The 15,192-nt window shown below is 57.2% G+C and carries 16 protein-coding genes; 12 read left to right on the top strand and 4 right to left on the bottom strand.

Annotated elements, in window-relative coordinates:
• Positions 1-38: 38 nt before the first annotated feature.
• The gene (gene alaS, locus CTATCC11996_RS07915) at positions 39-2,663 is read right to left on the bottom strand and encodes an alanine--tRNA ligase (RefSeq protein WP_003074920.1); all 2,625 of its coding nucleotides are present in this window, start codon (positions 2,661-2,663) and stop codon (positions 39-41) included.
• A gap of 210 nt (positions 2,664-2,873) precedes the next feature.
• On the opposite strand from alaS, the gene CTATCC11996_RS07910 reads away from it, so the two are divergent.
• Entirely contained in the window at positions 2,874-3,167 is a 294-nt protein-coding gene (locus CTATCC11996_RS07910) for a hypothetical protein (protein ID WP_003074918.1), read from the top strand.
• Between the two features lie 55 nt (positions 3,168-3,222).
• Here the strand turns inward: CTATCC11996_RS07910 and CTATCC11996_RS07905 are convergent, their stop codons facing one another.
• Positions 3,223-3,621, bottom strand: a complete 399-nt coding sequence (locus CTATCC11996_RS07905) for a DUF4259 domain-containing protein (RefSeq protein ID WP_003074915.1) — start codon at positions 3,619-3,621, stop codon at positions 3,223-3,225.
• A gap of 103 nt (positions 3,622-3,724) precedes the next feature.
• The gene (gene smpB, locus CTATCC11996_RS07900; protein WP_003054725.1) at positions 3,725-4,198 is read right to left on the bottom strand and encodes an SsrA-binding protein SmpB; all 474 of its coding nucleotides are present in this window, start codon (positions 4,196-4,198) and stop codon (positions 3,725-3,727) included.
• A 159-nt stretch (positions 4,199-4,357) separates the two neighbouring features.
• Between smpB and CTATCC11996_RS07895 the strand changes: the two genes are divergently transcribed.
• Positions 4,358-4,810, top strand: coding sequence for a type II toxin-antitoxin system RatA family toxin (locus tag CTATCC11996_RS07895; RefSeq protein WP_003064868.1), 453 nt, complete (start codon positions 4,358-4,360; stop codon positions 4,808-4,810).
• Positions 4,803-5,165: an RnfH family protein gene (locus tag CTATCC11996_RS07890; protein WP_003074913.1), complete on the top strand. Its 363-nt coding sequence runs from the start codon at positions 4,803-4,805 to the stop codon at positions 5,163-5,165. Before CTATCC11996_RS07895 ends, CTATCC11996_RS07890 begins: the two co-directional genes overlap by 8 nt.
• Before the next feature lie 90 nt (positions 5,166-5,255).
• Here CTATCC11996_RS07890 and CTATCC11996_RS07885 read toward each other — a convergent pair whose 3' ends face one another.
• A complete protein-coding gene (locus tag CTATCC11996_RS07885; protein WP_003074911.1) occupies positions 5,256-5,759 on the bottom strand; it encodes a DUF4124 domain-containing protein in 504 nt (167 codons plus the stop codon).
• Between the two features lie 97 nt (positions 5,760-5,856).
• On the opposite strand from CTATCC11996_RS07885, the gene guaB reads away from it, so the two are divergent.
• The 9 genes from guaB (at position 5,857) to CTATCC11996_RS07845 (ending at position 15,009) form a co-directional block, all read left to right on the top strand.
• Positions 5,857-7,332, top strand: coding sequence for an IMP dehydrogenase (gene guaB / locus CTATCC11996_RS07880; RefSeq protein ID WP_003074909.1), 1,476 nt, complete (start codon positions 5,857-5,859; stop codon positions 7,330-7,332).
• A gap of 97 nt (positions 7,333-7,429) precedes the next feature.
• Positions 7,430-7,702, top strand: a complete 273-nt coding sequence (locus tag CTATCC11996_RS07875; protein ID WP_034348441.1) for a type II toxin-antitoxin system Phd/YefM family antitoxin — start codon at positions 7,430-7,432, stop codon at positions 7,700-7,702.
• Complete coding sequence (locus CTATCC11996_RS07870; RefSeq protein WP_003064858.1) at positions 7,699-8,139, top strand: type II toxin-antitoxin system VapC family toxin; 441 nt, start codon at positions 7,699-7,701, stop codon at positions 8,137-8,139. The genes CTATCC11996_RS07875 and CTATCC11996_RS07870 overlap by 4 nt, the downstream gene beginning before the upstream one ends.
• Before the next feature lie 33 nt (positions 8,140-8,172).
• Positions 8,173-9,789, top strand: coding sequence for a glutamine-hydrolyzing GMP synthase (guaA, locus tag CTATCC11996_RS07865; RefSeq protein WP_003074904.1), 1,617 nt, complete (start codon positions 8,173-8,175; stop codon positions 9,787-9,789).
• Between the two features lie 211 nt (positions 9,790-10,000).
• Positions 10,001-11,329, top strand: coding sequence for a tyrosine-type recombinase/integrase (locus CTATCC11996_RS24865; RefSeq protein WP_003074902.1), 1,329 nt, complete (start codon positions 10,001-10,003; stop codon positions 11,327-11,329).
• Between the two features lie 10 nt (positions 11,330-11,339).
• Positions 11,340-12,011, top strand: a complete 672-nt coding sequence (locus CTATCC11996_RS25475) for a hypothetical protein (protein ID WP_138983846.1) — start codon at positions 11,340-11,342, stop codon at positions 12,009-12,011.
• Positions 12,012-12,190: 179 nt separating this feature from the next.
• Complete coding sequence (locus CTATCC11996_RS07860) at positions 12,191-12,433, top strand: helix-turn-helix transcriptional regulator (protein ID WP_042438310.1); 243 nt, start codon at positions 12,191-12,193, stop codon at positions 12,431-12,433.
• Positions 12,430-13,515 carry a hypothetical protein gene (locus CTATCC11996_RS07855; protein WP_003074898.1) on the top strand — a complete coding sequence of 362 codons (1,086 nt, stop codon included), beginning with the start codon at positions 12,430-12,432 and terminating at the stop codon, positions 13,513-13,515. The genes CTATCC11996_RS07860 and CTATCC11996_RS07855 overlap by 4 nt, the downstream gene beginning before the upstream one ends.
• Positions 13,516-13,974: 459 nt before the next feature.
• Positions 13,975-15,009 carry a hypothetical protein gene (locus CTATCC11996_RS07845; protein WP_003074893.1) on the top strand — a complete coding sequence of 345 codons (1,035 nt, stop codon included), beginning with the start codon at positions 13,975-13,977 and terminating at the stop codon, positions 15,007-15,009.
• Positions 15,010-15,192: the final 183 nt, after the last annotated feature.

Genomic DNA, 15,192 nt, shown 5'->3' with positions numbered 1-15,192 from the left:
TGCTCGCCTTACAGGCGCTCGGCCCAGAGGCGCTAGGCTCAGAGGCGCTCGGCCACCCAGGCCTGCACGCTGGCCAGTGCTGCGGGCACGGCTGCGGCATCGGTGCCGCCGGCCATGGCCATATCGGGCTTGCCACCGCCCTTGCCGCCCACTTGCTGGGCCACAAAGTTCACCAGCTCGCCGGCCTTGACCTTGGCGGTTTCAGCCTTGGTCACGCCTGCTGCCAGTTGCACCTTGTCGCCGTCCACGGCAGCCAGCACGATCACGGCCGCACCCAGCTTGTCCTTGAGCTTGTCCATGGTGTCGCGCAAGGTCTTGGCATCCGCTCCTTCGAGCTTGGCGGCCAGCACCTTCACGCCATTGACGTCGGCAGCCTGCGTGACCAGCTCGTCGCCCTGGCTGGAAGCCAGCTTGCCCTTGAGCGCAGCGATTTCCTTTTCCAGTGCCTTGATCTGATCCAGCGCACCGCCGATGCGGTTGGTCAGCTCGGCGGCAGGGGCCTTGAAAGCGGCCGCCGCCTGGTCCACGGTGGACTCCAGCGACTGCAGATAGGCCAGCGCATTCTCGCCGGTAATGCCTTCGATACGGCGCACGCCAGCGGCCACGCCGGATTCGCCCACCACCTTGAACAGGCCGATGTCGCCGGTACGGCTGACGTGAGTGCCGCCGCACAGCTCGCGGCTGGAGCCGATGTCCAGCACGCGCACGGTTTCGCCGTACTTCTCGCCGAACAGCATCATCGCGCCGGTCTTCTGGGCCGACTCGATATCCATCACGCGCGCATCGGTGGCGGTGTTGGCCAGAACCTCGGCATTGACGCGGGCTTCGATCTCGCGGATCTGCTCGGCAGTCACCGGGGCATTGTGCGCAAAGTCGAAGCGGGTACGCTCGGCATTGACCAGCGAGCCCTTTTGCTGCACATGGCCGCCCAGCACTTCGCGCAAGGCCTTGTGCATGATGTGTGTGACCGAGTGGTTGCGCATGGTCGCAGCGCGCACGGCGGTATCCACCTGTGCCTCAACGGCATCGCCCACCTTCAGGCTGCCGGCTTCCAGCACGCCGTGGTGACCGAATACATCGGCCTTGATCTTGAGCGTGTCTTCCACGGCAAAGCGGTTGCCGCCTGCAACGATCACGCCCTGGTCGCCGACCTGGCCGCCGGACTCGGCGTAGAAGGGGGTCTTGTCCAGCACCACGACACCGTTCTGGCCGGCCTGCAGCTCGTTCACGCTCACGCCATCGGCGTACAGCGCGACGATCTTGGCAGCCTCTGCCAGCTTGTCGTAGCCGGTGAACACATTGGCGTCCCCCGTGTATTCCAGCGCGCGATCCATCTTGAACTTGCCGGCTGCGCGGGCAGTTTCCTTCTGGTGCTGCATGGCGGCGTTGAAGCCGGCCTCGTCCACCGTCAAGCCACGCTCGCGCGCCACGTCGTTGGACAGGTCCAGCGGGAAGCCGTAGGTGTCATGCAGCTTGAAGGCCACATCGCCGGGCAGCACCTTGACGTCGCCAGCCAGTGCGCTGTCCAGGATTTCCATGCCGTTGGCCAGCGTCTCGAAGAAACGCTCTTCCTCGGCCTTGAGCACGCTGGTGATATGCGCTTCCTGCTCCTTGAGCTTGGGATAGGCATCACCCATCTGCACCACCAGGTCGGCCACCAGCTTGTGGAAGAAGGGAGTCTTCTGGCCCAGCTTGTAGCCATGACGGATGGCGCGGCGGATGATGCGGCGCTGCACATAGCCACGACCTTCGTTGGAAGGAATCACGCCGTCGGACACCAGGAAGGAGGTCGCGCGGATATGGTCGGCAATCACCTTCAGCGAAGGAGTGCTCAGATCTTCGGTCTGGGTTTCACGGCCGGCAGCCTTGATCAATGCCTGGAACAGGTCGATCTCGTAGTTGCTGTGCACATGCTGCAGGATGGCCGCCAGACGCTCCAGGCCCATGCCGGTGTCCACGCAAGGTGCGGGCAGCTTCACCACGGAGCCGTCTTCCTTCATGTCGAACTGCATGAACACGTGGTTCCAGATCTCGATGAAGCGATCGCCGTCTTCTTCCGGGCTGCCGGGAGGGCCGCCGGCAATATGCTCGCCGTGGTCATAGAAGATTTCCGAGCAGGGGCCGCAAGGGCCTGTGTCGGCCATCATCCAGAAGTTGTCGCTCTTGTACTTGCCGCCCTTGTTGTCGCCGATGCGGATGATGCGCTCGGCAGGCAGGCCGATGACGTTCTTCCAGATGTCATAGGCTTCGTCGTCTTCGTGATAGACCGTGGCCAGCAGCTTCTCGGCGGGCAGGCCGAAAACCTTGGTCAGCAGCTCCCAGCCCCACTCGATGGACTCCTTCTTGAAGTAGTCGCCGAAGGACCAGTTGCCCAGCATCTCGAAGAACGTGTGGTGGCGCGCGGTGTAGCCCACGTTTTCCAGGTCGTTGTGCTTGCCGCCGGCGCGCAGGCAGGCCTGCACCGAAGTTGCGCGGTTGTAGGGGCGCTTGTCCGTGCCCAGGAACACGTCCTTGAACTGCACCATGCCGGAGTTGGTGAACATCAGCGTCGGATCGTTGCCGGGAACCAGCGAGCTGGACGCGACAACCGTGTGGCCCTTGGAAGCGTAGAAATCCAGGAACGTCTTGCGGATGTCCGCAACGGAAAAAGTGGGTGTACTCATGGTGTTTGGTATGAAGACGCCTGCATGACGCCTGCGATCAGTACGGCCCGGCGCTGCTTTTTCAGGAGCTGCGCAGACAGGCAAATCAGCCGAACATTATAGGTTTGCGGCTACATACCCGCGCGGCCTTGTGCCGATAACAGCGATCATGAATTTTCATGCGTTGCATTAATGTCTTCATCATCGGCTTGCGGATAATCGGCAACCACTATGAGCGACACACCCAAACCCGAGACCTCCAAGCCCGCTGCCCCTGCCAAAAACCGCCTGGTGGTCTGGCTCATCGCCCTGCCCGTGATCATCTTTGGCGCACTCATGCTCATCGGCCAGTTCATGGACGACCCGCTCAGCAAGCAACGCTGGACGGAAGCAGAAACCATCAAGATCTGCTGGAAACAGACGGCCAAACCCGAGGCCGAGCGCAAGACCCAGGAGTTCAAAACCCCTCAGGACTGCGAACGCCTGGAGTTCGATTTCAAAACCCGCTACGGCGAAAACCCTTGAAGCAGCCGCGACGCAGCAAGCCCCGGGGGGCAGGCGTGCTGCGTGACTGACGGGCTTACTCTTCGCCCCAGTCTTCGTCCGAGCCCTCTTCCTCTTGTGCTGCAGCCAGCGCGATCATGCGGTCAAAGGTCTCGATGATCGCGATGCGGCGGTCCTGCTTGTAGCCCTCCTCGGGCTCCAGCTCGTCGATGCTCTGGTCCCAGGCCTGCAGATAGGTGGCTTTCCATTGCTCAAGCGTCTGCAGATCCGGCCACAGCGGATGCATGCCGCCATCGGCCATGGCGCACAGCAGCTCGATGCGGCAGGGAACCAGATCGGACTCCGTCTCGCCCGCCTGCAAAGCCTCGGGCGAGTCCAGGGCCTCGGCAATTTCATCGATGAGCTGGCCCGTGATATCGGCCAGCCAGTCCAATGCGGTGTCGTTATCGAAATTGCCGTGCGACCAAGTGCCCATGACCCAACTCCTTGCTGCGGTTAATCAAAAAATCAAGGCCCAACATAGCGAGCCTTGATGTCAGAACTGTGTCAGTCCGGGCAGTCGATCCAGGCGCGACAGGTCAACGGTTGCGATTTTTCATGGCGCGCTCCACCTCGCGCTTGCCTTCGCGGTCCTTGATCACATCGCGCTTGTCATGCTCGGCCTTGCCCTTGGCCAGGGCGATCTCGCATTTCACGTAACCGTTCTTCCAGTGCAGATTGATGGGCACCAGGGTATAGCCCTTTTGCTCGACCTTGCCGACCAGGCGCTTGATCTCGTCCTTTTTCAAGAGCAGCTTCTTGATGCGTGCCGAATCGGGATTGACGTGGGTGGAAGCCGTCTTGAGCGGGTTGATCTGGCAGCCCAGCAGGAACAGCTCGCCGTCCTTGATCAGCACATAGCCATCGGTGAGCTGCACCTTGCCGCTGCGCAGGGCCTTGACCTCCCAGCCGTGCAGCACCATGCCGGCTTCGTGGCGCTCCTCGAAGAAATAGTTGAAAGCTGCTTTTTTATTGTCGGCAATGCGCGACGATGTTTCTGGTTTCTTGGCCATGGAATATTAGTTGCAGGCGGACCGGAGATGAAAGCTCTCCCTACAATACTGGATTGCCGTCTCGCCTCTGAGCGATGATTTTAGTTTCGCATCGCGCCTCTGGGTATATTGACCTAGGCCAATTCCCTGCTCTTGCGCCCTGCTGATTGCTCTTTGTTCATGAAAAACGTCAACAAGTCCGTCCTCATCTGGTACAGCCCCGAAGAAATGTTTGCCCTCGTGACGGACGTGGCCCACTATGCCGACTTTCTGCCCTGGTGCGATCATGCCAAGATTCTGGAGCAGGACGACACAGGTATGACAGCCGAGGTAGGTATTGCGTTCAGCGGACTGCGCAAGTCTTTCGTGACGCGCAACACGAACAGTAGCATGGATGACGGCGGCAAGCAGGTCAGCATGCGTCTGGTCAAGGGACCTTTCTCGCGTCTGGAAGGGCACTGGCGCTTTCATCCCGTAGGCGACGGCACGCAACGCGCCTGCAAGGTCGAGCTGCAACTGGACTACGGCTTCGAGAACGGCGCCGTGGCCGCCATCATCGGCCCGGTCTTCGACCGCATCGCCGGCTCCATGGTCGACGCCTTCATCAAGCGCGCCGAGCAGATCTATGGCTGATGCTCTGCCCGAGGTGATCGACATCACGGTGTGCATCTCGCCCTGCTCCGGCACCGTGCAGGAAACCTTGCTGCAGCTTCCCGCAGGCAGCACTGTCCAGCAAGCTCTGGACGCCCTGACCGCCTCAACAGCCTTGGCGGACCTGCAACTGCCCGAACCCTTGGCCGGCATGGTCGGTATCTGGGGCAAAGTCACGAATCCGGGCCAGGCTCTCAAGCATGGCGATCGGCTGGAGGTCTATCGACCACTGACCGTAGACCCCAAGGTTGCCCGACGCGAACGCTTTGCCCGCCAGGGCGCACGCGGCGCAGGACTTTTCAAACGCCAGAGAGACGGTGCCAAGGCGGGCTACTAGCCAGCGGCCAGCGGGACTCAAAAAAAAGCGCCTTCAGAAGGCGCTTTTTTATCGAGATCCCGGCAAATAACTCGGCGAAGACTCCGGCGCCTACTGCGCCGGCTCTGCCATGGGCCCGCAATCGGAAGCGATCACGGCATCGGCGCGCTTGATCTCCGCATCGCGCGCTGCCTCATCCATGAAGCCACGCTCGCCCTTGGCATTCACATGGGAGAGCAAGCGACCTGACGCCAGGGTTGCCTTGGCCTGCCTGGCACGATTGCAGTTTTCCTGGCGCTGCTTTTCCTTTTGCAGCTTGTCGGCCTGGGTCTTGGCGGCTTCCTGCTCCTGCATCTTGCGCTTTTGCTCTTCCAGCCCCTTGTCCACACCGGCGTCCGCCACGGGCTTGGCCGCGCCGACCTCGGGCACTGCCGAAGGTGCTGCGGGCCTGGCACCGCCGGGGTTGCGCAAAATATTCTTGGCGGGGATATCGGCTGGCGGAGCCCTGTCGCTGAACACCTTGCGCCCCTGACCATCAATCCATTGCCACTGGGCAATTGCGGGAACCGTGCAGCAGGCGATGGCTGCAAACAAAGCGAACTTGATGGCGTGCATGGAGTCAATAAGTCTTGGACTGGCGTTGGGGATTCTGGGTCACGAGCCCACATTGTGCGGCAAGTCACAGGTACAATCTTTCTTTTGGAGCCATCACATGCGCCTTCTCGGAAAAGCACTGACCTTTGACGACGTCCTGCTCGTTCCCGCCTACTCCGAAGTCCTGCCCAAGGACGTTTCTCTCGCCACCCAATTCACTCGCAATATCCGCCTGAACCTGCCCCTGGTGTCTGCCGCCATGGACACGGTGACAGAAGCGCGTCTGGCCATCGCCATTGCGCAAGAAGGCGGTATCGGCGTGATCCACAAGAACATGACAGCCGAGCAGCAAGCCGCTGAAGTGTCCAAGGTCAAGCGCCACGAATCCGGTGTGGTGCACGACCCTGTGGTCATCACCCCCGAACACACCGTGCTGCAAGTGCTGCAGCTGTCGGAAGAACGCGGCATTTCGGGCTTCCCCGTGTGCGACGGCGGCAAGGTGGTCGGTATCGTGACCAGCCGCGATCTGCGCTTCGAGACCCGCTACGACGTCAAGGTCAGCCAGATCATGACGCCCCGCGAAAAGCTGATCACCGTCAATGAAAAAGACGGCACCAGCCCTGCAGAAGCCAAGGCACTGCTGAACAAGCACAAGCTCGAACGAATCCTGGTGGTCAACGACGCCTTTGAACTCAAGGGCCTGATTACCGTCAAGGACATCACCAAGCAAACCACTTTCCCCAATGCCGCACGTGACGCATCGGGCCGCCTTCGCGTGGCTGCCGCTGTCGGCGTGGGCGCTGGCACCGAAGAGCGCGTGGAACTGCTGGTCAAGGCCGGCGTGGACGCGATCGTGGTGGACACGGCTCACGGCCACTCCAAGGGCGTGATCGACCGCGTGCGCTGGGTCAAGCAGAACTACCCCCAGGTGGACGTCATTGGCGGCAATATTGCCACCGGCGCTGCCGCCCTGGCTCTGGTGGAAGCCGGTGCCGACGCGGTCAAGGTCGGTATCGGCCCCGGCTCCATCTGCACCACCCGTATCGTGGCTGGTGTGGGCGTGCCCCAGATCATGGCCATCTCCAACGTGGCCGACGCCCTCAAGGGCACCGGCGTGCCCCTGATCGGTGACGGCGGCATCCGCTTCTCCGGCGATATCTCCAAGGCTCTGGCCGCTGGCGCGTCCACCATCATGATGGGCGGCATGTTTGCCGGCACCGAAGAAGCTCCTGGCGAAGTGATTCTGTACCAGGGCCGCTCCTACAAGAGCTACCGCGGCATGGGCTCCATCGGTGCCATGCAGCAAGGCTCGGCCGACCGCTACTTCCAGGAATCGTCCACCGGCAACCCCAATGCCGACAAGCTGGTTCCCGAAGGCATTGAAGGGCGCGTGCCCTACAAGGGCTCCATGGTCTCCATCGTCTATCAGATGGCTGGCGGCGTGCGCGCCTCCATGGGCTACTGCGGTTGCGCCACGATCTCCGAGATGAACCAGAAGGCCGAGTTTGTGGAAATCACCGCAGCCGGCATCCGCGAATCTCACGTGCATGACGTGCAGATCACCAAGGAAGCACCCAACTACCGCGCTGACTAAGCAAGTCCCTTGAAATCTGACCAGATTGAAAAATCTGGTCAGAATGCTAAAATCTGGCCTGAACTACTGGTTCTAGCCAGATTTTTTGTTTTCCACCATGCAATCTATCGGTATCTACGAAGCCAAAAGCCGCTTTTCCGCCCTGGTCGAAATGGTCGAGCAAGGCGAGGAAGTACGCATCACGCGCCATGGCAAGGAAGTCGTGCGCATGCTGCCCATGCGCCGCAAACCCGTGATCACCGATGAGCAGATTGCGCGCGAGCTGGAGCAGATCTCGGCCCTGCAGCAGACGGTGAAAGCGCCGGCAGCTGCAACGAGCGCCGCAGACAGCATCACCGGCCTGCGCCACACCGGACGGAGCCAGGCATGAGCGCCACCGCTTTTGTGCTCGATGCATCCGTCACCGCCGCCTGGTTGCTGCCTGACGACGCCAGCGAGCACACCAGACGCCTCTACACCCGTATCCGCCGCGATGAAGTCGACCCGCAAGCCCCCAACCTCTGGCAATGGGAATGCGGCAACCTGATTGCATCAGGCGTGAATAATGGCCGTATCCCGCAGACTTCGGTCGAAGGTCTGTGGGGCGTGCTGGAAGCCATTCGTCACCGCGTGGAGCTGCACGACCTGGCTCCAGCACAGCACAAGGCCGTGCTGGATGTGGCGCTGGATACCGGCCTGCCCACCTACGATGCCGCATACCTGTGGCTGGCGCAGTCGCTGCGCCTGCCGCTGGCCACATTCGATGCAGCCCAGATTGCAGCCGCCCGCAAAAGCGGCGTCACCGTCTGGGCTCCCGAAGATTTCTAATCCCTTTTTGCCACCCTCTTGCCCTTGATCACCATGCAACACGACAAGATTCTTATTCTGGACTTCGGCTCCCAGGTCACACAGCTGATTGCTCGCCGCGTGCGCGAAGCCAATGTCTACTGCGAAGTCCACCCCTGCGATGTGAGCAGCGACTGGGTGCGCGAGTTTGCCGCCGACGGCAAGCTCAAGGGCATCATCCTGTCGGGCAGCCATGCCTCCGTCTACGAAGTGGATGACCGCGCTCCCGACGCCGTGTTCGAGCTGAACCTGCCCGTGCTGGGTATTTGCTACGGCATGCAGACCATGGCCACCCAGCTGGGCGGCAAGGTCGAAGGCTCCAACACCCGCGAATTCGGTTACGCCGAAGTGCGCGCCCATGGCCACACCAAGCTGCTGGAAGGCATCGAAGACTTCGTCACGGCCGAAGGCCACGGCATGCTCAAGGTCTGGATGAGCCACGGCGACAAGGTCACCGAGCTGCCCCCGGGCTTCAAGGTCATGGCCTCCACGCCCTCCTGCCCCATCGCCGGCATGGCCGACGAAGCACGTCGCTACTACGCCGTGCAGTTCCACCCCGAAGTCACGCACACCGTGCAAGGCCAGGCACTGCTCAACCGCTTTGTGCTCGACATCTGCGGCACGCAGGCAGACTGGATCATGGGCGACTACATCGAAGAAGCCGTGGCCAAGATCCGCGAGCAGGTGGGCGATGAAGAAGTGATCCTGGGCCTGTCCGGCGGCGTGGATTCGTCCGTGGCTGCCGCCCTGATCCACCGCGCCATCGGCGACCAGCTGACCTGCGTGTTCGTCGATCACGGTCTGCTGCGCCTGAACGAAGGCGATATGGTCATGGACATGTTCGAAGGCAAGCTGCACGCCAAGGTCGTGCGCGTCGATGCCTCCGACTTGTTCCTGGGCGAGCTGGCCGGCGTGTCCGAGCCCGAGCAAAAGCGCAAGATCATCGGCCGCCTGTTCGTGGACGTATTCAAGGCAGAGGCCGAAAAGCTCAAGGCTGCCAACGCCGGCTCCAAGGGCGCCACCTTCCTGGCCCAGGGCACCATCTACCCCGACGTGATCGAGTCGGGCGGTGCCAAGAGCAAGAAGGCCGTCACCATCAAGAGCCACCACAACGTCGGCGGCCTGCCCGAGCAACTGGGCCTGAAGCTGCTGGAGCCCCTGCGCGATCTGTTCAAGGACGAAGTGCGCGAACTGGGCGTGGCCCTGGGCCTGCCCCGCGGCATGGTCTACCGCCACCCCTTCCCCGGCCCCGGCCTGGGCGTACGCATTCTGGGCGAAGTGAAGAAGGAATATGCCGACCTGCTGCGCCGCGCAGATGCCATCTTCATCGAAGAGCTGAACAACTGGATCGACGAAAAGACCGGCAAGAGCTGGTACGACCTGACCAGCCAGGCCTTCACCGTCTTCCTGCCCGTCAAGAGCGTGGGCGTAATGGGCGACGGCCGCACCTACGACTACGTCGTGGCCCTGCGCGCCGTGGTCACCAGCGACTTCATGACTGCCGACTGGGCCGAGCTGCCCTACGGCCTGCTCAAGAAGGTCTCCGGCCGCATCATCAACGAAGTGCGCGGCATCAACCGCGTCACCTATGACGTGAGCACCAAGCCACCAGCAACCATCGAGTGGGAATAATTTACAGTGATTCCAAGACGTCCAGCAGCGTCTTGGATTTCGCATAACTATTTGAATTTCAAAGAGTTAAGTGTTTTTCGCAATCCTATACGGTGCAACGAAAACCACATAGTTTTACGGCAAATTTGACGGTAAATCCGTGATTTCCTGAGGCGCTGCTTTTCTTTACCGACACGTGTTGTGACGGTAAAGTTTTTAAAGAAAGGCAGCCATGCTCACAGACACAGAACTGCGCAAACTGCGCCCTAAAGACAAGGCATTTAAAATTGCTGACCGAGACGGCATGTACGTCTCGGTCTCCCCTGCTGGAACCAAGTCGTTCCGATACGACTACCGTCTCAATGGCAGACGTGAAACGCTGACCATTGGCCGCTATGACGAGTCTCTCGGATCAAAGTCCTCCCGTGAGTCAAGCGAGCTTGAGTTCGGTCTATCCGTTTCCCTGGCAGAAGCACGTGCGCTACTTGCAACAGCTAGACGCAGCGTCGAAGCGGGTGAATCACCATCCAGAAGCAAAGTTGAAAAGCGACAAGAAGCAGCAGACGCGCTGACTTTCTCAAGCTGGGCTGAGCGCTATTTCGCCGACAAAGCGGACCCCAACAACAGTGCACGTTTGGCCGATTCGACCATCGCCATGCGGCGCTCTGTCTATAAACGCTATCTGGAGGGCCCTTTTGGCAAGCTGAAGCTTGACGAAATCAAGCCAGCGCAGTTAATGAAACACTGCGAAAGCATTCGCGAAAAAGGTGCTTCTGCACCAGCTGTTCAAGTGCGCGAGATAGTCTTGCTGGTGTACCGCTTTGCGGCGGCAAAAGATAAGTCATTTTCGGCGCCAAACCCCGCGGAAGCCATTCGCCCCAGCGATATAGCGACATTCAAAGCGAGAGATCGTGCGCTAAGCCCAAGAGAAATACGAAAATTTCTTGAAGCTTTAGATACAACAGCCACTGCCGCAACACTCCGCCTAGCTTTACGCTTCGTCATGTTGACAATGGTTCGCAAGGGCGAATTCATAAATTCCACATGGGATGAGGTTGATTTTGATAATGCGACCTGGACAATTCCCAAAGAGCGCATGAAGACCGGAAAAGCGCATGTAGTTTATTTAAGCAATCAAGCACAAGATATTCTTATTACATTCAAAACCTGCTTTTCAACATCTAACCACCTTCATCCAGGTCGTTATGATATGAATACGCCGATAAGCAATGCAACACTTAATCGTGTTATCGAAGTAGCAGTTAAATCAATAAATTCCCAAGGGGAAGAATTTGAAAATTTTACAGTTCATGATTTAAGAAGAACAGCATCATCACTACTTAATGAAGCTGGTTTCAATAGAGATTGGATTGAAAAATGTCTAGCTCATGAGGAGGGGAGCATTCGCGGAATCTACAACAAAGCTGAATATGGGGAGCAGCGACGTGTAATGCTACAGGCATGGGCCGACATGATTGATGCATGGTGTAAAGGTGAGAGTGTGCGTGAAATAGTACGCAAAGCAAAAATATTGGCTGCAAACGTTGAGCTGGAAATTTAATGGAATAAAAATGCCTAACAAAGAAAAAATATATATTTTAAAGCATACGCCTGATGGATTTCAGCTGTCGCTTGAACGTGATTCTGAGGATTTTATTTTTGAAGAGCGAAAAAGCTCGCCACCAGGATTAGATGCATTAAAAATGCCTCGCTGGGATCATTGGTATCAACGAAAACTGGCTCGGCCATGGCAAGCTACTTTGCTTGGGATGAACATTGAGCCACACCCAAGTGTGAGGAGTGTTCTAAAACAGCACGCCCCTGATCGCTATCAAATATATAAAGATAGAATGGATATTCTGACAACTCTTATGGGGTATGAAATAGGAGTTGTAGAAGATCACTTGAAATCAGGAGAAAAGGCGAATGAAAATTATATTGAACTCTCAGAGTATTGCATATATGCTGAAAAATTAAATTGGGTCGATATGCATGAGATGCGAAATGGATTGAAATTAGACACCGCCCCTCCTGTTCTTGAACCTAATGCAAAGTTTGAGAAAAATGTTCTTTATGTTCTCGACGTGATACTTGAAAATTCTGTTGGAGAGTATAGAAATTCAAAAGGAGAGCGCAGCCCTCAAGCTGTTATAGATTGGGTGAAAAAAAAGGATGCGAGTATACCTATAGGTGCTTCAACATTAGCATTGTGGTTTAAAAAGATGAATAACATAATGAACTAAAAATATAGTAATCAACTTCTTGAAAAAATAAAAAATCAACCGCAATTGCGATTATTTTTCAGCAATTGCGGTATTTTTTTTATTTCATTAAATTTCTAATTAATCCATCGCGATACAGATGGATGCAAGCAGGGACGCCTGGCCTCCATCGCAAGCTCATAGCATTGATGGAAAAAGCCATGCAGAAGTTGATTCAAGAAGCGCTTGCACAAAAGCGCGAAACCCTGCTCCGTAAGCGTGAAGTACTGCGTTTGCTGGGCATGTCTAACAGTTCTTTCTATGCCTTCATTAAGGCTGGAAAAATTCCGCCGGGGGTTCCGATTGGCCCGCGTATGAAAGGCTGGCCAGCAAGCGAGATCGACGCTTACATTCAATCTTGCATCGCAAAACGCGACAGTCAGCAAGAAGGCGGTGTGGCATGAAGCTCAAAACCCTCCCCTTTAAAAAGGAAAAAATTCTGAGTGCCTTGGCACAGGTTGTAGCAGGGCACTGTGACCTCAAATCTGGCGTGACACTGATGGTCGGGCCGATCAATGACGGACAAGCCCTTCTGTGTCAAGCAACGATGGTCAAGGCACTGGTTCACGCATCGTCGTGTTTGCCTGTTCCTACGCCTGAACGCGACAACATTTTTTTCATGGATAGCGGGCCTGCACGGCAACTCGAACAATTAAGCGCTACTCGTGCCAAACTGGGCCTCATCGCATCGGAGCTCAAGAAGTGCGAATTCTTGAAGCGTGCGACTTCTTCGGTCTTGGATTGGACCAGTCCCGCAGCCGTTTTCATCTTGCTCAATTTGAAGGCGTTGAAGTCTGGCGGCTATGTTTTTCTGACGCAGCCTTCAGGTACTGAGCCTGATTTTCGAGGCCTTCTGCAACTGAATCGGATGGCCGAAGAGCATGACACTCGCGTCATCATGTTCTGTCCAGGAGTTGTTGACAGTGATAAATACTCATCTGTCGCAAACGAAATTTTCGTGGTCACGCCACGTGATCCCAACCCTGGCTACGAGCAGGCCTTTGAAATCTCGTGTCCTCAACTGGCGAGTTCATTGAGTCCAGCCAGTGGCAAGGTGCTCTGCTGTATACGGATGGGTCATGATGGTCTTGAATCTGAAATCACCCCCTACGTTGCTGATGACCTGAGAACACGGCTGATGGCAATTCTCAAAGCCGACGATTGGAGCCTGGAGAAGATTGGCGAGATCGTCAATCTCAATAAGTCGAATGTAAGCCGCAAGCTTAGCTTTGTCTCTACTTCCGTGCCGAAGGGTTGGGATGCTCGAATGTTGGACGAATGGCTTGAAGCATGCGGCCTGGACCCCATTGAGAGCGAAGGCACTGATGACGCCGGTTCTGCGGGCGATGATCAAACTGCCGAGTCCGAGGACTATGACGACGGTGATGATCTGGACGACTTGGATTGCGTCAAACCCGTTGCACGAGCCAGCCGCAACGAGCGCAACACGCGCAACGACGCCAAACCCAAGAAGAAAAATCGTTAGTAGCTTGGTGTTGGGGCTCTGTGTGCAATCAGTGTTCCAACACATTCGACTAGCCATGTTTCTGGTAGCTCTAATAAGTATGCAATCAATAGCTGTAGCTATGTAGATATGCACGAGTACTGATCTATAGCTGTACTACTACCGGCATAGAGCTACCCACCACCACCATCACAGCAGCTCGGCAAAACGGCGCAAGCCCCACCGGGCTAGGCAAGCTGTATCCGGTGCACCAACGCTGTTCAGTGCTCATCTGCACTCAGCGCAAACAAAAACTGTAAATAACTTGAGCATCGACAGCATGGTGCTCTGTGCCTCATCACGCCCGCAAACCGCTACGGCGGGCACGCCTGCGACATAGCGCTCGAACTGGCGGAGATCAGGCCACAGCTCCATGCACCAGATGCAATCGATGTGCGTGACAGCCATCGAGTTCGTCCACCAAGTTCAAAAAGCAATGGTATGAAACTACGTCCCAAACCCCTGATGCCTGTCGTGGATCGTCTGGCATGGAAGCTGAAGTGGCGCTGCAGCAATGACCGCGAGCACCCTGACTATCAAAGCGTCCTCAGCAACGTAAAAGCAGAGATCAAAGCTGGAAATTGTGCATGGGCCTTTCTAGCAGGCCCTAAGTACTGCATCAATGTCCACGTTCTGTTTGATGGAGAAAGTAATGCCCTAATTCAGCTCGTGGCAGTTGACCCTGTACGCCAAAAATGCGGCCTACGGATTGAATGCAACCCCGCAAAAATGCAGTCTGGTGATGTTGAAAAGCTTCACGCGGTCATGCGTCGCATCATCGGTCACCGTGAGTACAACCGCTTGATGCGTGAGCCGCTGCTCCAAGTGTTTCATGTTGCTGTCGACATTCTGTACCTGGCCCTAGACAAAGTATTGGTGCAGTACAAAAACGGCCAACTTATGACGGTGTTCGGTAAGCGTGTTAACGCCAAGGGCATCATCGAAGGCTACAACTTTGGCAGCGTCGAGAGCAACTATCAAACCACTGTCTATGACAAGCACCTTGAGCGCGTACATGCAGCGGTCATGGAGATCGCAAGAACAGGCAGCACAGGCACAAACGCTGATCCGCTGACAGCCAACCGGATCAGACAGCTCAAGAAAGCCATCAACGGCTGCGAGACCACACGTGTTGAAGTGCGTGGCAAGAAGATGCTGGGGCTTCCCTTGTGGAAGCTGCCGCAGCAAACCAACCGCTTTGAGCGCTTTAGCTTCGCTGATCTATCTGCTGCTGGCTCCGAGTTGCCTCCACTCATCGAGAAAGCGTTCCAGGCAATGTGCCGTCAAGACGGCGTGAAAGCCACGCTGGCTGCGTTCAAGCACACTGAGTACGCGCGCAGCGTTCCCAAGTACTGGCGCAGTCACCAAGCTACGTGGTGGCAGCCGGCGCAGCTGTGGGAGCAGGCTTGTGCAGCGTTGCGGGAATCCAGAATTTTTCCGCCCGCTGCGTTTGAGCCTCCCCACAACCGCAAGTAGAGCCTCAGCGTTGCGCAACTGGATAGTTGCTGCTCTGAATCCTATGGCTGGATGGCATGCGCTGTCTGGCCATTTTTATTGCTGTGCAGCAGCGCTTTTGATATGCATTGCCGCGCACTATTGCCGATAGCAGAAAAACGCGGCACGAATGTTCTGGCAGCTTCTAGCGTCATTGACCTAAGT

It is taken from the genome of Comamonas testosteroni ATCC 11996, from assembly GCF_000241525.1.
GTDB lineage: Bacteria > Pseudomonadota > Gammaproteobacteria > Burkholderiales > Burkholderiaceae_C > Comamonas > Comamonas testosteroni.
Note: the sequence above shows the minus strand (reverse complement) of the source record. Positions and strands in the feature narration are given on the sequence as shown.